We start from the raw sequence: 20,492 nt of genomic DNA on the forward strand, positions 1-20,492 counted from the left end.
GGCGGTGCCGTGCTGATTTTCCGATTATCCCGAGGAGAGTGATATGGCGCTCGTGCCCCAAGATGCATCGACAATTGCCGACGATCCTGTCGGCGGCGCTCACCATGTCGACGCGCCTGAGCTGCGCCTGTTCGTCATGGGGCTCTTCTTCATTTTCGGCGGCATTACCTCTCTGAACGATGTGATCATCCCGAAGCTGAAGGAGCTGTTCACGCTCAACTACACACAGGCTATGCTGGTCCAGTTCTGCTTCTTCACCGCTTATCTGCTGATCGGCATTCCCGGTGCCAAGCTCGTCAAGAAGATCGGCTATATGCGCGGCGCGGTCGCGGGGCTGCTGACGATGATGGTGGGCTGTCTGCTGTTCATCCCGGCGTCGCAGAATGCGGTCTATGGGCTCTTTCTCTTCGCGCTGTTCATCCTCGCGAGCGGCGTCGTGATCGTGCAGGTCGTCGCCAACCCGCTGATCTCGCTGCTCGGCAAGCCCGATACCGCGCACAGCCGCCTGACCTTTGCGCAGGCGTTCAATTCGCTGGGCACGACGCTGTTCCCCATCGCGGGATCGGCACTGATCCTCGGCAGTCTCGCTTCGGTGACCGCCGATCAGCTGACGGGTGCCGAACTCGATGCTTATCGAACCGCCGAAAGCCAGGCGATCGTCCACGGCTATCTTGGCATAGCGGCGGCCCTCGCAATTGTCGCGGCCGCCGTATGGATGTTCCGCAACCGCCTCAAGGGTGAGCGCCACGAGGCCAGCGCCGGACTGGCGGGGATCGATCTGCTCAAGCGTCCGCGCTTCGGTTTCGGCGCCTTGTGCATCTTTCTTTATGTCGGGGCCGAGGTATCGATCGGGTCGCTGATCGTCAGCTATCTCATGCAGGGGCATGTCATGGCGCTGCCCGAACAGACCGCGGGCAAGCTGATCGGCTTCTATTGGGGCGGCGCAATGGTCGGCCGTTTCGTCGGTTCGGCGGTGATGCGCTTGATCAGCCCCGGCAAGCTGCTCGCCTGCGTCGCGGTCGGCGCCATCGCACTGATCCTCGTTTCGACAAATACGACCGGTGTCGTCTCGGGCTACAGCCTGCTTGCGATCGGACTGATGAACGCCATCATGTTCCCGACCATCTTCAGCCTGGCATCCGAAAAACTCGGCTCCCGCGCCGCCGACGGGTCAGGAATCATCAACGTGGCAATCTTCGGCGGCGCCGTCGTTCCGCTCGCCACCGGTGCGCTCGCCGATCTGACCGGCAGCCTCGGCCTCGCGTTGCTTCTGCCCGCGCTCTGCTACGCCGTCATCGCATGCTTCGGATATTATGCGCGGCAACCCGCCGATAATCCGCCGCAACTGGCGGCCAGCGAATAATCTCGATCGAGGACGTGAGTAGCGATCTTTTTGGCTGAGCTCGGCTGCCGGATTACCGCTGTAAATCTCTCTCGGCGAGGTTGGATGAGGACGGCGGGATCGCGTCGCTGCTGAGGAGGTCTTCGAATAATGTCGCAATGAGGGCGACTTGCGAATGCACGCCCGCTTTCGCGTAAATGCGCGCGAGCTGGGCCCGCGCCGTAATGCGTAACGGTCGGCGAAGTCAGCGCGCCGCGTAGGTCACGCGTCGGGTCGGAAGTCAGCCACGCCGTTGCGATGGCATAGCGAAAGACGAGACTCACCAATTGCAGGGTGCGGCGGTCGCTTTCCAACTTGCCCCGCGCTTCGATCTTGCGGACCGCCGCCAGCACGTCGGCGGGTTCGATCTCGCCGATCGGCAATCGCCCGATCGAAGCGTTGAGCCGAGTCAGCGGGGATTCGGTGCGAACAACGGTCGACTGTGCCCAACCCTTCTCGCCATCGCGCTGCCGCTTGGCACAATATTCCGCAGCGATGGCTGCGAAGGTGTTGTCGACCGACAGCTTCGCCCTGATCTTCTTTCGCTGCTTTTCGCGCGCCGGATCAGCGCCCAGCGCAATTTGCGCACGGGACGCATCGCGTCCGCTTGCGGGCCTCGCTCAGACTGACGTCGGGATACCGCCCCAGCGACAGCTCGCGCTCCTTGCCATCGATTCGGAATTTGAGCCGCCAGAGCTTCCCGCCCGCTGGCGTCACGAGCACAAAAAGCCCCCCAGAATCCGCCGGCTTGTAGTCGCGCTCAGCAGGCTTCGCGTTGCGGATCGCCGTATCAGTGAGGGTCATATTGGGGGCCATTTTATTCGATGGCGGGCCCGAAACCCAAAAGGCCCCCAAAAGAGGCCCCCAGATTTTCCGGCTGCCAGCGTTTAATCGCGAACGTCCGCGACCAATTCAGACGTCAAATACGGCAGATTTCCGGGGAAAGTCCAGAAATTGGCGGTCAGCGATGTATGGGAAATTGGAGCGGGTAGCGGGAATCGAACCCGCCTAGCTAGCTTGGAAGGCTAGAGCATTACCACTATGCTATACCCGCTTCGCCAAGGTGCGCGCGATTGCCAGTTTGGGGCGGGGTCGTCAAGCGGAACACGCAGCGGCGATTGAGAACATCGTGGCAACATGCTAGGAATCGGCGTGTGAGCGAGACCGGCGACAGCGAAGCGGACGGCGGCGAGGCGCCGGTTCGCAAAATCATCCATGTCGACATGGACGCCTTTTACGCCTCGGTCGAGCAGCGCGACGACCCGGCGTTGCGCGGCAAACCCGTCGCGGTTGGCGGGTCTTCACGGCGCGGGGTGGTCGCCGCCGCATCCTATGAAGCGCGCAAATTCGGCGTCCGGTCGGCGATGCCGAGCATCACCGCGAAGCGCCAGTGTCCCGAGCTGATTTTCGTGCCGCCGCGGTTCGACGCCTATCGCGCGATATCGCATCAGATCCGCGCAATCTTTCACGACTACGCCGACGAGGTCGAGCCGCTGTCGCTCGACGAAGCCTATCTCGACGTGACGCGCGACAAGGCGGGGCTGGGCAGTGCGACGGCAACCGCGCGGCTGATCCGGCAACGCATCCGCGCCGAAACCGACCTGACCGCTTCCGCGGGCGTGTCGTACAACAAGTTCATCGCCAAGCTGGCGTCTGATCAGAACAAGCCCGACGGGATGACGGTGATTCCGCCGGGGAAAGGCGCGGCGTTCGTCCAGACGCTGTCGATCCGGCGGTTCCATGGCATCGGCCCCGTGACCGCCGCGAAGATGGAAGGGCTCGGCATCTTTTCGGGCGCCGATCTGGCGGCGCAGGACCGCGCGTGGCTGGCGGGGCATTTCGGCAACAGCGCCGAATGGCTCTATAATCTGGCGCGCGGGGTGGACCATCGCCGCGTCCGGTCGAACCGTCCGCTCAAGTCGCTCGGCGGCGAACGGACCTTTTTCAACGACCTGGTCAGCGACACCGAAATTCGCGAGGCGCTCGCCCATGTCTGCACCGTGGTATGGGACCGGGCGGCGAAGAAGGGCGCGCGCGGGCGGACGGTGACGCTGAAGCTGCGCTATGCCGACTTCCGCACGATCACGCGCGCGAAGTCGGTGGCGGCGCCGATCGCCGACGGGGCGGCGCTGCTCGCGGCGGGGGAGGCGATCCTCGCCCCCTTGCTGCCGGTCGAGCAGGGGATCCGGCTGCTCGGCGTGACGCTGAGCAAGTTCGAGGGCGAAGAAGAGGAGAGCGACACGGCCGCTGCGCCCGCAGATTTGCTGAGCCTGCTCTGATATATAGGTCGCCCCAACCTTCGCGGGGGCGGCGAGATTATTGGGCCGGTGCGAACACTCGTTCCTTGGTCGCGGTGAAGCGGATTGACGGGTTGCGCTGCGTCACATAGCCGACTTCCCACGCATCCTTGGCCATGAAGACCGGCGCGCCGTCACGGTCGGTGGCGGCGGCGCCGCGATTGTCGGCCTGGAACTGCTTGAGCGCGGCGGCGTCATCGCTGGCGATCCAGCGCGCGGTATCCCACGGGCTGGCCTCGAGCTTCGCCTCGACCTTATATTCGGCCTCGAGCCGGCTGATCAGCACGTCGAGCTGGAGCTGACCGACGACGCCCACGATCATGTTGGCGCCAATCTCCGGATAGAAGACCTGGATGATCCCTTCTTCGGCCATGTCGTCGAGCGCCTTGCGGAGCTGTTTGGTCTTGGTCGGATCGACGAGCGCCACGCGGCGCAGGATTTCGGGGGCGAAGTTCGGCAGGCCGGTGATCATCACGTCGCTGCGTTCGGAGAGGGTGTCGCCGACGCGCAGCGTCCCGTGGTTGGGGATGCCGATGATGTCGCCGGGCCAGGCTTCTTCGGCCATTTCGCGGTCCTGCGCGAGGAAGAGCATCGGGCGGCTGATCGCGATCGCCTTGCCCGTGCCGCCTTGTGTCAGTCGCATCCCGCGCTCGAACTTGCCCGAACACAGGCGCATGAAGGCAATGCGGTCGCGGTGCGCGGGGTTCATATTCGCCTGTACCTTGAAGACGAAGCCGGTGACGGCATCGTCGTCGGGGCGTACCGGCGCGGGTTCGGCAGGCTGCGGCTGCGGCCCCGGCGCATGCGCCGCGAGCCCGGCGAGCAGATCGACGACGCCGAATTCCTTGAGTGCGGAGCCGAAATAGACGGGGGTGAGGTCGCCGTTCCGATAGGCGTCGACGTCGAAGGACGCATAGCCCGCGGAGGCGAGCTCGATTTCTTCGTTGAACTGATCGAGCGCACGCGAATCGACCGCCGCCGCGAGCTTCGGATCGTCATGGCCGGAGAGCGCAATCCGTTCGCCCTCGAACGCGCGCGAGGCTTCCTTGCCGGGGACCGCGAGCGACGGTTCGACCAGATCATAGAGGCCCGAGAAGGTGCCGCCCATCCCGACCGGCCAGTTCATCGGACAGACGTCAAGCGCCAGCCGGTCGGCGACCTCGTCGAGCAGTTCGAAGGGCGACTGGCCTTCGCGGTCGACCTTGTTGATGAAGGTGATGATCGGCACCGAGCGCAGGCGGCACACCTCGAACAGCTTGAGCGTCTGCGGTTCGATCCCCTTGGCGGCGTCGATCACCATCACCGCGCTGTCGACCGCGGTGAGCGTGCGATAGGTGTCCTCGCTGAAATCCTCGTGCCCCGGCGTGTCGAGCAGGTTGAAGACAAGGCCCTGATGTTCGAAGGTCATCACCGACGAGGTCACCGAAATGCCGCGCTGTTGTTCGATCTTCATCCAGTCGGAGCGGGCGCGCCGCGCCTGTCCGCGTGCCTTGACCTCGCCCGCCATATGGATGGCGCCGCCCGCAACGAGCAGCTTTTCGGTCAGCGTCGTCTTGCCCGCGTCGGGGTGCGAGATGATGGCGAAGGTGCGGCGGTCTGGGTGGTTCTGGGACATGGCGCCGGGCGCCTAGCAGGTGGCGGCGTCAGTGGAAAGGGCTGACGCAGCATCGTGTCTTCGCGCAGCGGCGGCGCAGCGGCCCCGCTCGTCGCGTTCGGGAAAGGCGATCAGGCGTCGGTGAGGTCGAGCAGCGTCCGCGCGTCGAGGCCGATGCGGCGCATCTGCTCGGCGACCGGCGGCCAGACGTTGGTCAGGAAATCTTCGCGCATCAGCGTGCGCAGGCGATCGGTCGCACCCTCGGCGACGAACATGCCGACCCCGCGCTTCACCGTGACCAGACCTTCGTCCTGAAAGGTCTGATAGGCTTTGGCGACGGTCAGCGGGTTGGCGCCTTCCTCGGCAGCGAGCGACCGGACCGACGGGAGCATGTCGCCGTCGCGAAAGGTGCCGTCGAGAATCGCATTGGCGATCACGTCACGAAGCCGTTGATAAACGGGTTTGGTCTGATCGAGCATGCCGCCTTAATGCCATAAGACAGCAGCACAGTCAATTGAAGAAAATTAGTTTCTGCTGATATTAGGCGACACTAAATGTCCCAAGCGCTGACGATTTCGTCATAATCTGGACGCGGGCGTTCCGACAGGTCGGCGCCGGGGGTGCCGATAAAGAAATAGCCGACGATCGCGTCGCCTTCGCGCAGCCCGAATGCGGCGCCGACGTTCGGGCTGAACGCCGCCCAGCCGGTGAGCCAGCTGCCGACATAGCCGTGGGCGTGCGCGGCGTGGAGCAGGTTCATGCCGACTGCTCCTGCCGACATCTGCTGTTCCCACAGCGGGATCTTGCTGCCCGCGACGGGCGCCGAGACGAGGAGGAGTAGCGTCGGCGCCTGATGCGCGAACTGGTCGAGTGCGGAAAGGTCCATGCCGGCCGCGCCGGGATTTTCGGCCACCCATGCCTGCTTGAGCAGCGCGGCAAAGGCATCGCGCTGTTCAGGCGCGATCGTGATGATGCGCCAGGGGGCGAGCTTGCCATGATCGGGCGTGCGCAGCGCGAGTTCGATGATCGCGCGCAATTCGTCCGTGTCGGGCCCGGGGGCGACCATGTCGCGCGCCTTGCCCGAGCGGCGCGTGGCGAGGTGGCTTTTCAGCGAAGAGGTGTCGTTGAACATCGCGCGCCATGTGGCGTCTCGCCCGCATCCGCGCAACCCCGCCGCGTCGGGCGCTTTGGTTTCATGCGCAATTAGATTCTTCCCATACGCAATTTTCGCGCTAGGTTGCCCCATTCGCGCGGCAGAAGTCCGCGGCAAAACCATCCGGGAAAAGGGACGCATATAGATGAAAAATATGGCCTTATGGGACGAGGGGGACTGGATCGCGGTTATCGCGCTGGTCATCCTGGGGGTCTTTTTGAGCATCGGCGCTTTGGTCGCCGCCAGCAAGAAACCTGAATTCGCCGGCCATCCCAAGGGCCTCTACATGCTGTTCTTTGCCGAGATGTGGGAACGCTTCTCCTACTACGGCATGCGCGCGCTGCTGATCTTCTACCTGACGCAGCACTGGCTGTTCTCCGACGGTAAATCGAACCTGATCTACGGCGCCTATACCGCGCTCGTCTATATCACCCCCGTGCTCGGCGGATATCTTGCGGACCGCTATCTGGGGCAGCGCAAGGCGGTGCTGTTCGGCGGTGTGCTCCTCGCCTTCGGCCATTTGTTCATGGCCTTCGAGGGCGATCACGGCATCACCGATGCCGCGACGAAGCAGGCCGATCCCGCGATCAACATCTTCTGGCTCGCGCTCGCGCTCATCATCGTCGGCTCGGGTTTCCTCAAGGCGAATATCTCGGTGATGGTCGGCCAGCTCTATCGCCTGACCGACATGCGCCGCGATGCGGCCTACACCATCTTCTACATGGGCATTAACGTCGGCGCGGCGCTCGGCACGATCCTCGTCGGCTATCTCGGCCAGAAGATCGGCTGGGCCTATGGCTTCGGCCTTGCCGGCATCGGCATGGTCGCCGGCCTGATCGTCTTCGTGCTTGGCAAGAATGTCCTGCTCGGCGCCGGCGAGGCGCCCGCACCGCTCGCGAAATCCAAGGAGTGGAGCATCTATGGCGTCGGCCTTGTCGCCGTCGGCGTGATGTGGGCGCTCGTCCAGTATCAGGATGTGATCCAGACGTTGCTCGTCATTTCGGGCCTCGGACTGCTCGGCTGGGTGCTGTTCCAGGCCTTCAAGCTCGAGAAGGAACCGCGCGAACGCATTTTCGCCATTCTGTTCCTGATCGCGCTCAACCCGCTGTTCTGGGGTCTGTTCGAACAGGCCGGCGGCAGCTTCAACCTCTACACCGACCGCTATGTCGACAAGGGCGGCGTGCCCGCGTCGGTGTTCCAGTCGATCAACCCCATCTACATCATCCTCTTTGCACCGGTCTTTGCGGCGCTGTGGCAGTGGCTGGGCAAGCGCGGGCTCGAACCCTCGGCGCCGGCGAAATTCGCGCTGGCGCTCGCGCAGGTCGGGGCGGGCTTCCTCGTCTTCGTGTGGGGCGCGAGCAGCGTCGGACCCGAGGTCGCGACGCCCGTCCTCTTCGTCTTCCTGCTCTATCTTCTCCACACGACCGGCGAGCTGTGCCTGTCGCCTGTGGGGCTGAGCGCGATGAATCGCCTCGCGCCGTCGTTCATGGCGTCGCTCATCATGGGCGCCTGGTTCTACATGACCGCGGTCGGCAATTTCGTCGCCGGCAAGATCGGGGAAGCGACCGGCGGCGAAAGCGGCGACATGACCAAGGAGGCGACGCTCGCCATCTATCAGGAAATCGGCCTCATCACGATCGGCGTCAGCGTCGTCGTGCTGGCGCTGTCGCCCATCGTGAAGAAGTGGATGCACCTCGACACGCTGCGCGACCGCGACGACAGCGTTGCCGGAGCTGGCGAACTTGCCGAACCGCAAGCGGCGGGGACGCATCCCGAACCGAAGGGGGCATAAGCATATGATCAGGGGCGTGAAGGGCAGTCTGCTGGCTGCCGTTTCGCTGGCGTTCGCGGGTTGCGCGGCGTCGGGCACCTCGGCGCAGTCGGCGGGCGACAAGCCGGCCGCGAGCGCCGAAAAGCCTGTGAAGTTCAACAAGGATCCTTATCCGTCGACCTATCACGCCTATGCAGGCCGCCCGACGGCGGTGCGCGGCGTGACGATCTTCGACGGCGAAGGCGGACGCATCGACAATGGCGTCGCGCTGTTTGCCGACGGCAAGGTGGTGAGCATCGGCGGCCCCGATACGGCGATCCCCGCGGGCTATGACGTCGTCGACGGCACCGGCAAATATCTCACCCCCGGCGTGATCGACATCCACAGCCACCTCGGCGTCTATCCGAGCCCGTCGGTCGATGCGCATTCGGACGGGAATGAGGCGACGAGTCCGACGACGCCCGAAGTCTGGGCCGAACATAGCGTCTGGCCGCAGGATCCGGGCTTCAGCCGCGCGCTTGCCAATGGCGGGGTGACAAGCCTCCAGATTCTTCCGGGCAGCGCCAATCTGATCGGCGGCCGCTCGGTCGTGCTCAAAAATGTTCCGGCGCGCACGGTGCAGGGGATGAAATTTCCCGGTGCCCCCTATGGCATGAAGATGGCGTGCGGCGAGAATCCGAAGCGCGTCTATGGCAGCAAGGGGCGCATGCCCTCGACCCGCATGGGCAATTTCGCGGTCGATCGCGCGACTTGGGCCAAGGCCGCAGCCTATAAGAAAAAGCTCGACGAAGGAAAGCCGGTCGATCGCGATCTGGCGATGGAAACGCTCGCCGGCGTGCTGTCGGGCGAGATTCTGGTGCAGAACCATTGCTACCGCGCCGACGAAATGGCGCAGGTCATCGATATGAGCCACGAGTTCGGATATAAGGTGTCGGCGTTCCACCATGCGGTCGAAGCCTACAAGATCGCCGACGTGCTCGCGAAGGAAGGCATTTGTGCCGCCATCTGGGCCGACTGGTGGGGCTTCAAGATGGAAGCCTATGACTCGGTGCCTGAAAATATCGCGCTTGTTTACAAGGCTGGCGCCTGCACGATCGTTCATTCGGACGACGAAAACCAGATCCAGCGCCTGAATCAGGAAGCGGCGAAGGGGCTTGCCGCCGGGCGGCGCATGGGGATGCAGATCAGCGACGAGCAGGCGTGGACCTGGCTGTCGTACAATCCCGCCAAGGCTCTGGGGATCGCCGACAAGACCGGCAGTCTGAAGCCGGGCAAGATGGCCGACGTCGTGCTGTGGAACGGCAACCCGTTCAGCGTCTATACGCGGCCCGAAAAGGTCTGGATCGACGGCGCGTTAATGTTTGACGCGACTGACCCCAAACGTCGACCGGTGAGCGATTTCGAGCTGGGTCAGCCCGGCGAGGGAGATGTGAAATGATGCGCGCGCTTCTGCTTTCCGCCGCCGCGCTGATCGCGGCCCCGGTCGCGGCACAGGATGTTGCGATCACCAACGCGCGGCTCGTCGTCGGTGACGGCAGCGCCCCGATCGAGGGCGGCACCGTCGTCGTGCGCGGCGGCAAGATCGTCGCCGCGGGCGCGGGCGTCGCGGTCCCTGCGGGGATCGAGCGCGTCGATGCTGGCGGTCATTGGGTAACGCCCGGCATCGTCGCGGCGTTCAGCCGCGTCGGTCTGGTCGAGGTCGATGCCGTGCAGGGCAGCAACGACCGTTCGGCGCGTCGTTCGCGCTTTTCGGCGGGTATCGACATCGCGCCCGCGCTCAACCCGATGGGCTCGCCCGTTGCGGTCAACCGCGCCGCCGGCGTCACCCGCGCGATCGTCGCGCCGGGCGACAGCAGCGGGCTGTTTGCGGGCCAGGGTGCGGTCGTCGATCTGGGCGACGACAATGACATGGTGACGCGCCCGCGCGCGCTGCAATTCATCGAATTCGGCGAGGGCGGATCGTCGAACGCGGGGGGAAGCCGCGCGGCGACCTTCCTGATGTTCCGCGAACAGTTGCTCGCGGCGCGCAGCTATGCCCGCAATCCCGCGACGCTTGCCGAATGGGGCAGCGACGCGCTGATCCAGCGCGCCGACGCCGACGCACTGGTCCGCGTGATCAACGGCACGACCCCGCTGTTCGTGCGCGTCGATCGCGCCGCCGACATATTGAACGTGCTGAAGCTCAAGGGCGAATTTCCGGCGCTGAAGCTGGTGCTCGTCGGCGCGACCGAGGGCTGGCTCGTCGCCCGGGACATCGCAGCGGCGAAGGTGCCGGTGCTGGTCTCGCCGTTGAGTGATCTGCCCGCAAGTTTCGAACGGCTGGGCGCGACGCAATCGAACGCCGGGCGGCTCGAAGCCGCGGGCGTCGATGTTTCGGTCGGCGTGTTCGACGACGATGACGCGCACAAGATGGGTTATACCACGCAATATGCCGGCAATCTGGTCGCGCTGACCAAGCTGCCGGGCGCCAGCGGGCTGAGCTGGGATCAGGCGTTCGCCGCGATCACCAGCGCCCCCGCGCGCGCCGTCGGCATGGACGGTAGGATCGGATCGCTGCGCGCCGGGCGCGTCGGCGATGTCGTGATCTGGGACAATGACCCGCTCGAACTCGGCAGCCGCCCGACTGCGGTGTGGATCGACGGCAAGCGCCAATCGCTCGTGACGCGACAAGACCGCTTGCGCGATCGCTATGCGACGCCGCAAGAAGGCGCATTGCCCAAGGCCTATGACCGGTAAGCGCCAGACAGACTGAGCGCGCCGCGAGATGAAGGAGGCGAGCCGATGAACCCCATGTCGCTGTTGATCGCAACCGCGGTGCTATTCGTCGGCTCGCACCTCCTCCTGTCGCACCCGCTGCGCGACGGGCTGGCCAGCCGGCTCGGCGAGCGAGGGTTCCAGATCGTCTATTCGATCGTGGCCTTTGCCACGTTCATTCCGCTCGTCCAGGCGTGGCGCGCGATGCCGCCCGAACCGCCGCTGTGGACGGTCGACGATCCGCTCTGGGCGCTCGCGACCTTGATCGTCCTCTTTGCGAGCATCCTCTTCATGGGGTCATTGATCGGCAATCCGGCGTTGCCGTCGCCCAAGGCGGCGTTCGCCGCCCAGGGCGCGCCGCGCGGGGTTTTCGCGATTACCCGTCATCCGATGATGTGGGGCTTTGCGCTGTGGGCGTTCGCCCACGCGCTCGTCATGCCGACGGGTGCGCAGTTGCTGCTGTCGGCGACGATCGCCTTCCTCGCGCTCGTCGGATCGGCGGGGCAGGACGCCAAGAAGGCGCGGTTGATGGGCGATGCGTGGCGCCACTGGGCGGCGCGGACGAGCTTCGTGCCGTTCGGGCGCCAGGTTGCGGGGGCGGCGCCGTGGGGCGATGCGATCCCGCGCGGCCATGCGCTGTTCGGCGGCATCCTGCTGTGGCTCGCGGCGACCTGGGGGCATGGCGCGCTCGGCTATATGGCCGCGGGCATCTGGCGCTGGATCGGCTGACCGCCATGAATGACGAAGCCCGGATCGCGGACATGGCGCTGCGCCTGCTCGGGCGCGCGTTCGACGAACTCGACGAACAGGAACAGCGCGTCATCTGCGCCATCGCCGAACGCGCACCGACCAGCCGCAACGCTGGCGAGATCGACGATGAGGAAGCGAGCTTCGGCGACCGGCTGGCCGACCGGGTGGCGGCCGTCGGCGGTTCGTGGGGTTTCATCATCGCCTTCGGCGTCGTGCTCGTCGCGTGGATGCTGCTCAATTCGAGCGTCCTCGCGCGGGCGGGGCTCGTCTTCGATCCCTATCCCTATATCTTCCTCAATCTGATGCTCTCGATGCTCGCGGCGATCCAGGCGCCGGTGATCATGATGAGCCAGAACCGGCAGGCGGCGAAGGACCGGCTGTCGGCCCGGCTCGACTATGAAATCAATCTGCGCGCCGAACTGGAAATCATGCGCCTGCACGAAAAAATCGACCGTATGCGCATCGCCGACCTGGTCGAGAAGGTCGAAGATTTGAGCGAACGGCTCGATCGGAACGGGTAGGGGACGGCGGCTTTGGGGTGGAAAGCCGACGTTACAACGGTTCCAAGGCTTTCTCGGCAGGCGAGTCGTAGGGCGGCCGTTCAAATCTATGTGCAGTATCCGGCTCGTTGGTCACGCCCAGTACACGCCGCTCCCGATAGCGGAATGCGCCATGATATTGATCACCGCCAGCTCCGTTAACGATGTAAAGATGCCCCGACTTCAGCGGTTCGGCAGGCACTGCTGGCCGCCAGTTCTCGGGTGCAACGCCATAGAATAGCGGAAAAATATTGCACTTAACATTGTCGGTCGCGTTCTCAATCCGCCAGACAGTCTTCCCTGATTCATCGCGAACCGAGAAATAGCTTGGGCAAAATCCCGTTTCCCCAAAGAACCAATCTTTCTCGGCGCCTACGAAGGCCAATCGACCCTCCAGGAAAACGGCATTAACCGGGTAATCGGCGCTGCACGAACTAAGGATGCCCGCTGCCGCCAACGTCCCTAAAAAGGTCCTCGCCACCCGTGCCCTCCATCTGCCACTCGCGAATTTATGACGACTGGTCAAAGTCTGCAATCGGTCGATAGCAGCCCATCCACTGCCGCGCGCCCTGGCTACGCAATCAGTTCCGCAGGCGGTCGATCGCCTGCGCCAGTGCCACGTACAGCTTGCCGATGTCCGACGACAGCAGCGTCACGCTGATCGCCGATCCGTCGCGCGCGCCGATCAACAGGCGCAGCATCGCCTCGAAGTCATGGATGAACTGATTGACCGCTGCGTGGAAACCATCGTCATTCTGGTAGAGGCGCAGAATTTCCTTGGTTTCGCTGTTGTCGAGCAGCTTCACCGCGCGTCGCGCGAAGATGCCGCGGTCCCCCTTCAGATAGGCGTCCCACGCGGCGTCGCTGACCTCGCTCGAAATCACCTTGGTAATGTCGATCGCGCTCGATTTGAGCGCTTCGGTGAGGATGCCGACCTGCTTTGCGAGCGAGTCGCGATCCGATGCGGCGATGGCCTGCTCGGCTTCGGCGACGCGCTGTTCGACGCTGGCGCTGGTGTCCATGATCGTGATGAGCTGGCGCATGAGCCGATCGGCGGCGCCATTCGCCGCTTCCACCGCGCGCTGCGAGGCATCCTCGACCGCCTTGAGCTGCGCCGCCACTTCGGTCTTGAACGCCGCGTCGATGGCCTCGGTCGCGGTCGCCTGCATCGCATCGCGGGCATTCCCGACCAGTCGCTCGAGCGTCTGCCGCGCTTCGTCGGCTGCGGACTCGGCGGTGGTGCGAACTTCGGCAAGCGTCGCGATCATCCGCGCCCCGCCTTGGTCGGCGAAATCGTCCGCCCCGGCGCGCAGCCGGGCCAGGGCCGCATCGGCGTCGGCAAGCGCTGCGTTGACCCGATCGGTCAGCGCCTGTTGGCTTTCGCCATGCTCGGCCATCTTGGCTTCATTTGCCTGCAACGTCGATTTGACTGCGTTGACGTGTGACAAGGTCGATTGCGCGACAAGTTCGGAGGCTTCGAGCAGCGGCTTGATCTGCCCGAGCGCACCTTGGGTCGCCTTGCCGTGCGAGGCCATGCGGTCGAGCGCATGGGGCAGCGTTTCGTCGAGTTCGCGCGTCACCGCATCGAGCGCGAGCAACAGCGACTCGGCGTGGGTGATCAGCTGATGCGCCGAATTATTCCCCGTCTGCACATCGGCGATGAAGGCGCCGAGTTGTGCCTTGGTATCGTCGATCGCGCGGCCGATGACGCCGGTGCTGGCCGATACGCTGACATCGAGCACCTCGAGCTGCTGCCGCGTTTCGGTGACATGCGCCGTAATCCGCGCCGCGAGTTCCTCGCTCGCCGTGCCATGCGCCGCGAGCTGGTCGCGAAGCGCGGTGCCGGCTGCTTCTGCCGACGCAAGGCGTGCATCCATCTGGTCTGCGGCGGCATCGACCCGGTCGCGATATTGTTGCCAGGTGGTGTCGAGCCGCGCGCCCAGATTGTCGACCGTCGTCTGCAGCGTATCGCGGATCGAAGCCGAGGATTGGGTGATTTGCGCCAGCGCGACGCCATGCGCGTCGGTGACTTGCGACGCCGCGGCAATCAGCCCCGATTCGGTTTCCTGCGTCTGCTGTTGCAGCGCGCCGAGCGCTTCGTGGAGGCCCGCTGCGGCGGCTTCGCCGGTCCGCGCGGCCTTGGCCGCCTCTTCGCCGAGTTCGGCGAGCTTGGCTTCAAGATTCGCGCCCTGCTGATGTGCGACGAGCCCCGCTTCGCGGAAATTGACCGCGAGCCGCTGCGCCACATCGTCGATGCGCGGCAGCCCGGCGAGCAGGCCGTCCATGCGCTGCATCGCGACATCGCCCGATCGCGCGAGCTGGTCGTGGGCGTTGGCGATGACCGACGCATTGGTTGCGAGCTTGTCGCTGCTGTCGTTGAGCCGGAGCACGGCATCGACGCCCAGCTGCTGAACATTGCGCGCCTGTTCCGAAAGCTGACGCTGAGCCTCGCCGAGTTTCTCGCCAAGCAACGCCATTGATTGCGCAAGCGCATCATTTTCATGGCGCAGCGCCGCGGCGAGGCGGGCAAAGCGCGCCTGTTCGGACCGGCTCGACCGAAGCAGCGCCATCCAGAGCAGAGTCAGCAAAGCGAGCGGCATCGACAGGGTCGCGACAAGCGCCGGCCATTGATCGGGCGCGACCGGACGCGCGAAACCCTTCGTCGCGGTAAACAGAGCGAACAGGCACCAGCCGAGGCCGATGATTACCAGCAGCGTCGGCAACAGCCGGTCGCGCCACGCGCCGCTCTCTGCATCGGGCATATCGTCGTCATCGGTCGCGAGCGGCGTCATATCGAGCCATTCGCGCTCGACCGGAACCTCGGCTTCGAGTGCGGGCGCGGCTTCGCTCGCCGGTGCATCGGTCTGCGCCGGCGTCTCATTCTCCGGGTTTGCCGCGGACTCCCGCCACAGACCGACGATTTTCTTTTCCCCCGTCATCGGGCCATCTTAGCATCAAATGCCCACCATGAAACGGAAACTTAACCATGGGCTGTCAAGGCTGTGGAATGTCGTTCGACAGCGGCCCTCTCGATCGCTTTCTCTCTTCGGCCATCGGCGACGATGCGGCGATGGCCATGGATCTGCGCGCCGTTTTTGCCGACAGCGCCCGCGAGCTTGCCGACCTGATGCGCCGGTCGCGCTGCGATGCCAACTGGCATATGGCGGCGCTGCGGCTCAAGAGCCTCGCCGCGACCTTCGGGGTCATCTCGCTGATCGAGCTAGCGGAAGGCGCGATGGCCGGGGTCCCGGGCGATCCGGCAGTGCTGCGCGATATCAACGCCGCCATCGACGCCATCGGCTGACCCGGTTTCGGGTTCAAACGCCGTTCAGGCGGCAATCTCCATTGGAAATATCGACCGTGCTCGTCTTGCCATGGCAACGCGACGGGGCTAGCCGCGTTGCTGAACGTGGCCGGACCTGTTCGTGCGGGAAACCGGCGGCCGATACAAAGGAGAGATTTCGATGTTCAAGCGTTTCCGCCAGACGTCCGCAACCGCCGTTGCCGCCGTCCTCGGCTGCGCCCTGATTGTCGCCGCGCCCGCCGCCGCGAAGGAAAAGCCGAAAAAGGAAGAAGAGGAGAAGGGCGCGCAGCTCAAGCCCAGCAAGGAATTCAGCCCTGCGCTCAAGAAGCTGACCGAGGCGGCGAAGGCCAAGGACATGGCGGCCCTCGAAGCCGCATTGGCCGAAGGGCAGGCGAGCGCGACGAGCCCCGACGACAAATATCTCGTATCCTTCTACGAACTTCAGCTCGGCATCGGCAAGAGCGACAAGGCGATCCAGGGCAAGGCGCTCGACGGGATGCTTGAATCGGGCCTGACGCCGCCGGAAAGCCTGGCCGCCTATAATTTCTTCTCGGGCAATTTCGCCTATGGCGACAAGGATTATGCGAAGGCCGTCAAGCGTCTGGAAGCCGCAAAGGCCGCCGGTTCGACCGAGCAGGGACTGCCGGTGCTGCTGATGGACAGCTATCTCAAGCTGAACCAGGTCGATCAGGGGCTTGCTGTTGCGAAGGACGCGATCGCCGCGGCGCGTGCCGCGGGCCGTGTGCCGTCGGAAGAACTTTATGTTCGCCCGGCAAGTGCCTTGCAGGCGGCGAAGCGCAACAGCGAACTGCTCGATATGCTGGCGATGCGCCTGCAGGACTATCCGCAGCCGGTGATCTGGCGGAACACGCTCTTCATCCTGCTGCAGCAGGAAGCGAGCGACAAGGTCATGAACCTCGACACGTTCCGCCTGATGCGCGCAACCAAGTCGATGACGCAGCGTCCCGAATATCTTGAATATGCCGCGCTGGCGACCGAGGCAGGCTATCCGAATGAAGCAGTGGCCGTGATCAAGGAAGGCCAGGCTGCGAACGTCATCCAGACGTCCGACGAGCGTTTCAACACGATCCTCGAATCGCAGGAACCGCGCGCCAAGGCCGACGCCGTCGCGCTCAAGGGCGACGCGGCCAAGCCTGCAACCGCAGCGAACCCCAAGCTGGCGCGCCAGACCGCCGACGGCCTTGTCGGCATCGGCGACTATGCGACCGCGATCTCGCTGTATGAAAAGGCGGCTGCCGGCGGCGACCCGCTTGCGCAATATCGCCTCGGCGTCGCGCAGGCTCTCGCTGGGCAGAAGGATGCGGCGATCGCCAGCTTCGCGAAGGTGCAGGGTGACCGGGCACGTCTCGCGAATCTGTGGACCATCCACCTGTCGGCAAAAGCGCCCGCTGCAGCCGCAGCAGCGGCACCCGCCACCGCACCGGCGAACTGATCGGACATAAAAAGGGGCGCCCTCCCGCAAGGAGGGCGCCCCTTTTTCGTGCGCGCCGCGATTATGGCTCGACCGGGATGCCAGCGAGTTGTTTGGCGGTGCGAATCGTAAGCGACGTCTTCACGCTCGTGACATTCGGTGCCGAGGTGAGATGCGCCGTCAGGAACGACTGAAAGCTCTGCAAGTCGCGCGCGACGACCTTCAGCAGGAAGTCGATTTCGCCGTTGAGCATGTAACATTCGCGCACTTCGGCCAGCCCGCCGACATAATCCTCGAACGCCTTGAGGTCGGATTCGGCCTGACTGCGCAGGCTGACCATCGCGAAGACGGTAATCCCGTAACCCAGCTTCGCGGCATCGAGATCGGCGTGATAGGATCGTATCACGCCCGACTCCTCCAGCGCGCGGACGCGGCGCAGGCACGGGGGAGCCGTCAGCCCCACCTGCTGTGCCAATTCCACATTGGTTATGCGCCCGTTTTTCTGCAGCTCGTTGAGGATCTGCAAATCAATTTGATCGAACTTCTGGCTTGCCATCATTGAAACATCCGCTTTCCCCGATTGCCCTCACCATAATATTATTTCAGGCGATTGCAATTGTCCCACAATGTGACGTGGCGCCCTTACCCTCTTTCGTGAGCGATTGATTCACGCTAGCCGCTAAGCTTCCGCTAACCAACAAAACGGGAATGGGCTGGCCTCGCGTGACCGCTGACTCGATGATCGCGACCATCTTGCGGCAAGCGCCGGCGGACCGCCGTGCGAGCATCGCCGCGTGGCGCCAGCTCACCGATATTCTGGCGCAGCGCGGCAATCAACTGGATACGACCGATATACGTCGCGCCTTCCACGCGCTCGCGGTGCTGCGCCGCGATGTGCCTGAAAAGGTGCGGCGCGATTGCGCCGTTGCGGTGGCCCGCCACGGACGCTTTGCGCCGCTGGTCGCCTTTTATGCGAATGATGTGCCGGCGGTATCCGCAACGATGCTGCGCCGCGCTCGGCTGGCCGAAGCGGACTGGTTGGCGATGCTGCCGACGACCGCCGCCACCGCGCGCTCGATCCTCGCCGGGCGCAGCGATTTGCCCGTGAGCGTGCGCCGCGCACTGGACAGTTTGGGAGCGGGATCGGTCGCGCTGCCGCAACCCGCGATCGCGGCCGCCGACGCCGCAGCATCGGACGTCGTCGACGAGGCACCTGCGAGCCAGATCAGCGAACTGGTACGGCGGATTGACAAATATCAGTCGTCGCGCAGCAAGCCCGCTCCGGCACGGCCGCGCACGAGCTTCCTGTTCGAAACCGGACCCGACGGCGTGATCCGCTGGGTCGACGGAATAACCCGCGGCGCGGCGATCGGTCTGTCGATCGCCGAGAGCGCCTTGGGCGGCGAGCCAGGGACCGATGGCGCCGCAGTGGGCGCGTTTCGCCAGCGTGCCGAAATCGTCAACGCCCGTATGATCCTTGAAGGTTCGGCAGCTGACGCCGGCGAATGGCGCTTTTCGGCATTGCCCTGGTTCGATCCCGCGACCGGTCAGTTTTGCGGCTATCGCGGCACCGCTCGGCGGCCGCAGCGCAATGAATTGCCTTATGGCCGCCCGGAATCGAGCGATTCGGGCGACTCTATCCGGCAGTTGATCCATGAACTGCGCAGCCCGCTCAATGCGATCTCGGGCTTTGCCCAGATTATTTCGGGACAGATGTTCGGTCCGGTCAGCGGCGCCTATCGCAAGATGGCCGATTCGATCATCGCCGACGCGGGCGCGGTTCAGAACATCATCGACGATCTTGAGGTCGCGGCACGTTCGACAGGCGTCGTCGAGACGAAGGCGAGCGACGAGGTCGCCGACCTTGCGACGGTGATGGCGCAGATCGAAGGCGACCTGGCGCCGCTGCTCGCCGACCAGCGGATCGACCTCAGCATTTCGCGCATCGGTGGTCCCTTTCTGGCTCATGCCGACGATGCCAATTCGCGGCGGATGGTCGGTCGGCTGCTCACCGCACTCGTCGATATTTGCGAAGCCGGTACGACGCTTGTCGGGCAGCTGGTTGCGGAGGCCGGTCCCGATGACATGCTGCAACTGCGCATCGTGCGTCCCGCCGCGATCCGCTTCGCATCGGCGGCCGATCTGCTCGATCCGGGCTTCAGCCCCGAAGGCGAGGCGCCCGGCGCCGCGATCCTCAGCCTCGGCTTTTCGTTGCGACTGGTTGACAGCCTGGCGCGCGGCGCCGGGGGACGACTCGATATCGGTCATAATGCCTTGACCTTGTATCTTCCCTCGGCCAACCCAAGGGCCGACACCGAACTAGGTGCCCAACACGGCGAATAGCCGAACCGCATCGGGGCGGGGTAAAGGGGAATAAGGTGGGTTCTGCGGCCAATATTCAGGCCTATCCTCCGGAATCCGGTCAAATTGCACTCAAGGACGGTGAGGCGCCGCGCTTTTGGGTGACGATCGATACCGAGGAAGATTTTGACTGGAACGGACCATTTTCGCGGACCGATTTCCGGCTCGATTCGGTCCCCGCGCTGTCCGCCTGCCAATCCTATTTCGAACGGGCCGGGGTGCGTCCCATCTATCTCGTCGACTGGCCGATCGTGCAGGACGACCGGGCGGTCGCCATTCTAGCACCGGCGCTGGCGTCAGGCCGCTGCGACATCGGCGCCCAACTCCATCCCTGGGTAACGCCGCCGTTCGACGAGGCGGTGAACGATCGCAACAGCTACACTGGCAATCTCCCCGAAACATTGCAGCGCGCCAAGATGCAGACGCTCCGCGATGGCATCCGCGACCGGTTCGGCACCGCGCCGCTCGCCTATCGTGCGGGGCGTTACGGGCTGGGACGCAGCAGCGCCGCGATGCTCGCCGATCTCGGCTTTCGGCTCGACACCTCGGTCCGGTCGGGCTTCGACTATCGTCCCGGCCATGGTCCCGACTATCGCTGCGCGCCGCTCCGGCCCTGGTGGGTGGGGCAGGGCAGCGATGCCATTCTGGAAGTCCCCGTCACAACCGTCTTCGGGGGCGCGCTCGGCCGTCTCGGTCCGCCGGTCTATCACCGGGTGGCGCGCGATGGCCTGCGCGCCGGCGCCGCGCTCGCGCGCCTGGGGCTCGTCGAACGCATCGCGCTGACGCCCGAAGGAATTCCCGCCGACAAGGCGTGCCGCGCAATCGACATCGCGATCGAGCAAAGCCTGCCCATCCTCAACTTTTCGTTCCACTCGCCCTCGCTGCAACCGGGCAACACGCCCTATGTGCGCAGCGACGCGGACCTCGATCTCTTCTATCGCTGGTGGGACGTGGTGCTCGACCATCTGGCGCGGCGCGGCATCGCCGCAATCGACACCGACGGCATATTGGCAATGGCGACGCGCTCGGCTATCGCCCGCTGATCCCTCTCGGGGGCCTGTAGCTCAATGGTTAGAGCTGGCCGCTCATAACGGCTAGGTTGCGGGTTCGAGTCCTGCCGGGCCCACCATTTCCCTTGCAAATTGCAACCGGTCGC

The 20,492-nt window shown here is 64.7% G+C and carries 19 protein-coding genes and 2 tRNA genes; 12 read left to right on the top strand and 9 right to left on the bottom strand.

Translation table 11 applies throughout. The annotated features are described in order from the left end of the window. Nucleotides 1-43: 43 nt before the first annotated feature. The gene (locus ATE59_RS06085; protein ID WP_058811590.1) at nt 44-1,363 is read left to right on the top strand and encodes a sugar MFS transporter; all 1,320 of its coding nucleotides are present in this window, start codon (nt 44-46) and stop codon (nt 1,361-1,363) included. Here the strand turns inward: ATE59_RS06085 and ATE59_RS18370 are convergent. From ATE59_RS18370 to ATE59_RS06095, 3 genes are all read right to left on the bottom strand, one after another. Beyond that, nucleotides 1,312-1,962 carry a tyrosine-type recombinase/integrase gene (locus ATE59_RS18370; RefSeq protein WP_443029276.1) on the bottom strand — a complete coding sequence of 217 codons (651 nt, stop codon included), beginning with the start codon at nt 1,960-1,962 and terminating at the stop codon, nt 1,312-1,314. The two genes, ATE59_RS06085 and ATE59_RS18370, sit on opposite strands and share 52 nt — an antisense overlap. After that, a complete protein-coding gene (locus ATE59_RS18195) occupies nt 1,946-2,185 on the bottom strand; it encodes an Arm DNA-binding domain-containing protein (RefSeq protein ID WP_231737196.1) in 240 nt (79 codons plus the stop codon). The genes ATE59_RS18370 and ATE59_RS18195 overlap by 17 nt, the downstream gene beginning before the upstream one ends. A gap of 176 nt (nt 2,186-2,361) precedes the next feature. Then, nucleotides 2,362-2,435 (bottom strand) — tRNA-Gly (locus ATE59_RS06095). Nucleotides 2,436-2,535: 100 nt separating this feature from the next. On the opposite strand from ATE59_RS06095, the gene dinB reads away from it, so the two are divergent. Then, nucleotides 2,536-3,660, top strand: a complete 1,125-nt coding sequence (dinB, locus tag ATE59_RS06100) for a DNA polymerase IV (RefSeq protein WP_003043538.1) — start codon at nt 2,536-2,538, stop codon at nt 3,658-3,660. Between the two features lie 37 nt (nt 3,661-3,697). On the opposite strand, the gene ATE59_RS06105 is transcribed toward dinB, so the two are convergent. The 3 genes from ATE59_RS06105 to ATE59_RS06115 all read right to left on the bottom strand — a co-directional run bounded on the left by ATE59_RS06105 (nt 3,698) and on the right by ATE59_RS06115 (nt 6,404). After that, nucleotides 3,698-5,293 (bottom strand): peptide chain release factor 3, encoded by a 1,596-nt coding sequence (locus ATE59_RS06105; RefSeq protein WP_058811592.1) that lies wholly within the window; start codon nt 5,291-5,293, stop codon nt 3,698-3,700. A gap of 110 nt (nt 5,294-5,403) precedes the next feature. After that, nucleotides 5,404-5,751, bottom strand: a complete 348-nt coding sequence (locus ATE59_RS06110) for a GntR family transcriptional regulator (RefSeq protein ID WP_003043532.1) — start codon at nt 5,749-5,751, stop codon at nt 5,404-5,406. A 71-nt stretch (nt 5,752-5,822) separates the two neighbouring features. Next, a complete protein-coding gene (locus ATE59_RS06115; RefSeq protein WP_058811593.1) occupies nt 5,823-6,404 on the bottom strand; it encodes a nitroreductase family protein in 582 nt (193 codons plus the stop codon). Nucleotides 6,405-6,570: 166 nt separating this feature from the next. On the opposite strand from ATE59_RS06115, the gene ATE59_RS06120 reads away from it, so the two are divergent. From ATE59_RS06120 to ATE59_RS06140, 5 genes are read left to right on the top strand one after another with little or no spacing between them, the layout of a single operon-like run. Then, complete coding sequence (locus ATE59_RS06120) at nt 6,571-8,217, top strand: peptide MFS transporter (RefSeq protein ID WP_058811594.1); 1,647 nt, start codon at nt 6,571-6,573, stop codon at nt 8,215-8,217. Between the two features lie 4 nt (nt 8,218-8,221). Beyond that, on the top strand, nt 8,222-9,634 hold the full coding sequence (locus tag ATE59_RS06125) for an amidohydrolase (RefSeq protein WP_003043523.1): 1,413 nt from the start codon (nt 8,222-8,224) through the stop codon (nt 9,632-9,634). After that, a complete protein-coding gene (locus tag ATE59_RS06130) occupies nt 9,631-10,932 on the top strand; it encodes an amidohydrolase family protein (RefSeq protein ID WP_197409138.1) in 1,302 nt (433 codons plus the stop codon). The genes ATE59_RS06125 and ATE59_RS06130 overlap by 4 nt, the downstream gene beginning before the upstream one ends. Nucleotides 10,933-10,977: 45 nt before the next feature. Continuing rightward, entirely contained in the window at nt 10,978-11,679 is a 702-nt protein-coding gene (locus ATE59_RS06135) for an NnrU family protein (RefSeq protein WP_058811595.1), read from the top strand. A gap of 5 nt (nt 11,680-11,684) precedes the next feature. Beyond that, nucleotides 11,685-12,221: a DUF1003 domain-containing protein gene (locus ATE59_RS06140; protein WP_058811596.1), complete on the top strand. Its 537-nt coding sequence runs from the start codon at nt 11,685-11,687 to the stop codon at nt 12,219-12,221. A 31-nt stretch (nt 12,222-12,252) separates the two neighbouring features. On the opposite strand, the gene ATE59_RS17750 is transcribed toward ATE59_RS06140, so the two are convergent. Together ATE59_RS17750 and ATE59_RS06145 are read right to left on the bottom strand one after the other, a co-directional pair. After that, on the bottom strand, nt 12,253-12,720 hold the full coding sequence (locus tag ATE59_RS17750; RefSeq protein WP_156416719.1) for a hypothetical protein: 468 nt from the start codon (nt 12,718-12,720) through the stop codon (nt 12,253-12,255). A 100-nt stretch (nt 12,721-12,820) separates the two neighbouring features. Then, a complete protein-coding gene (locus tag ATE59_RS06145; protein ID WP_058811597.1) occupies nt 12,821-15,178 on the bottom strand; it encodes a hypothetical protein in 2,358 nt (785 codons plus the stop codon). Between the two features lie 68 nt (nt 15,179-15,246). Between ATE59_RS06145 and ATE59_RS06150 the strand changes: the two genes are divergently transcribed. Together ATE59_RS06150 and ATE59_RS06155 are read left to right on the top strand one after the other, a co-directional pair. Continuing rightward, nucleotides 15,247-15,543 carry a hypothetical protein gene (locus ATE59_RS06150; protein WP_003051763.1) on the top strand — a complete coding sequence of 99 codons (297 nt, stop codon included), beginning with the start codon at nt 15,247-15,249 and terminating at the stop codon, nt 15,541-15,543. A 160-nt stretch (nt 15,544-15,703) separates the two neighbouring features. Then, nucleotides 15,704-16,996 (top strand): hypothetical protein, encoded by a 1,293-nt coding sequence (locus ATE59_RS06155; RefSeq protein ID WP_058811598.1) that lies wholly within the window; start codon nt 15,704-15,706, stop codon nt 16,994-16,996. A 61-nt stretch (nt 16,997-17,057) separates the two neighbouring features. Here the strand turns inward: ATE59_RS06155 and ATE59_RS06160 are convergent, their stop codons facing one another. Continuing rightward, nucleotides 17,058-17,531, bottom strand: coding sequence for an Lrp/AsnC family transcriptional regulator (locus ATE59_RS06160; protein ID WP_003051752.1), 474 nt, complete (start codon nt 17,529-17,531; stop codon nt 17,058-17,060). A gap of 167 nt (nt 17,532-17,698) precedes the next feature. Here ATE59_RS06160 and ATE59_RS06165 point away from each other — a divergent pair, with 167 nt between their 5' ends. The 3 genes from ATE59_RS06165 to ATE59_RS06175 all read left to right on the top strand — a co-directional run bounded on the left by ATE59_RS06165 (nt 17,699) and on the right by ATE59_RS06175 (nt 20,465). After that, on the top strand, nt 17,699-19,318 hold the full coding sequence (locus ATE59_RS06165; RefSeq protein ID WP_231737197.1) for a sensor histidine kinase: 1,620 nt from the start codon (nt 17,699-17,701) through the stop codon (nt 19,316-19,318). Nucleotides 19,319-19,437: 119 nt separating this feature from the next. Beyond that, nucleotides 19,438-20,379 (top strand): polysaccharide deacetylase family protein, encoded by a 942-nt coding sequence (locus tag ATE59_RS06170; RefSeq protein ID WP_231737198.1) that lies wholly within the window; start codon nt 19,438-19,440, stop codon nt 20,377-20,379. A 10-nt stretch (nt 20,380-20,389) separates the two neighbouring features. Continuing rightward, nucleotides 20,390-20,465, top strand: a tRNA-Ile gene (locus tag ATE59_RS06175). Nucleotides 20,466-20,492 lie beyond the last annotated feature (27 nt).

The sequence above is a fragment of the Sphingopyxis sp. A083 genome (assembly GCF_001468495.1).
Lineage (GTDB): Bacteria > Pseudomonadota > Alphaproteobacteria > Sphingomonadales > Sphingomonadaceae > Sphingopyxis > Sphingopyxis terrae.

Bases quoted from the DNA above. Each gene is read 5' to 3' on its own strand.
- ATE59_RS06125 (WP_003043523.1), top strand. From the start codon at position 8,222: ATGATCAGGGGCGTGAAGGGCAGTCTGCTGGCTGCCGTTTCGCTGGCG.
- ATE59_RS06140 (WP_058811596.1), top strand. From the start codon at position 11,685: ATGAATGACGAAGCCCGGATCGCGGACATGGCGCTGCGCCTGCTCGGG.
- ATE59_RS06120 (WP_058811594.1), top strand. From the start codon at position 6,571: ATGAAAAATATGGCCTTATGGGACGAGGGGGACTGGATCGCGGTTATC.
- ATE59_RS06105 (WP_058811592.1), bottom strand. From the start codon at position 5,293: ATGTCCCAGAACCACCCAGACCGCCGCACCTTCGCCATCATCTCGCAC.
- ATE59_RS06115 (WP_058811593.1), bottom strand. From the start codon at position 6,404: ATGTTCAACGACACCTCTTCGCTGAAAAGCCACCTCGCCACGCGCCGC.
- ATE59_RS06145 (WP_058811597.1), bottom strand. From the start codon at position 15,178: ATGACGGGGGAAAAGAAAATCGTCGGTCTGTGGCGGGAGTCCGCGGCA.
- ATE59_RS06155 (WP_058811598.1), top strand. From the start codon at position 15,704: ATGTTCAAGCGTTTCCGCCAGACGTCCGCAACCGCCGTTGCCGCCGTC.
- ATE59_RS06130 (WP_197409138.1), top strand. From the start codon at position 9,631: ATGATGCGCGCGCTTCTGCTTTCCGCCGCCGCGCTGATCGCGGCCCCG.
- ATE59_RS18195 (WP_231737196.1), bottom strand. From the start codon at position 2,185: ATGACCCTCACTGATACGGCGATCCGCAACGCGAAGCCTGCTGAGCGC.
- ATE59_RS06160 (WP_003051752.1), bottom strand. From the start codon at position 17,531: ATGGCAAGCCAGAAGTTCGATCAAATTGATTTGCAGATCCTCAACGAG.
- ATE59_RS06085 (WP_058811590.1), top strand. From the start codon at position 44: ATGGCGCTCGTGCCCCAAGATGCATCGACAATTGCCGACGATCCTGTC.
- ATE59_RS06135 (WP_058811595.1), top strand. From the start codon at position 10,978: ATGAACCCCATGTCGCTGTTGATCGCAACCGCGGTGCTATTCGTCGGC.
- ATE59_RS06150 (WP_003051763.1), top strand. From the start codon at position 15,247: ATGTCGTTCGACAGCGGCCCTCTCGATCGCTTTCTCTCTTCGGCCATC.
- ATE59_RS06110 (WP_003043532.1), bottom strand. From the start codon at position 5,751: ATGCTCGATCAGACCAAACCCGTTTATCAACGGCTTCGTGACGTGATC.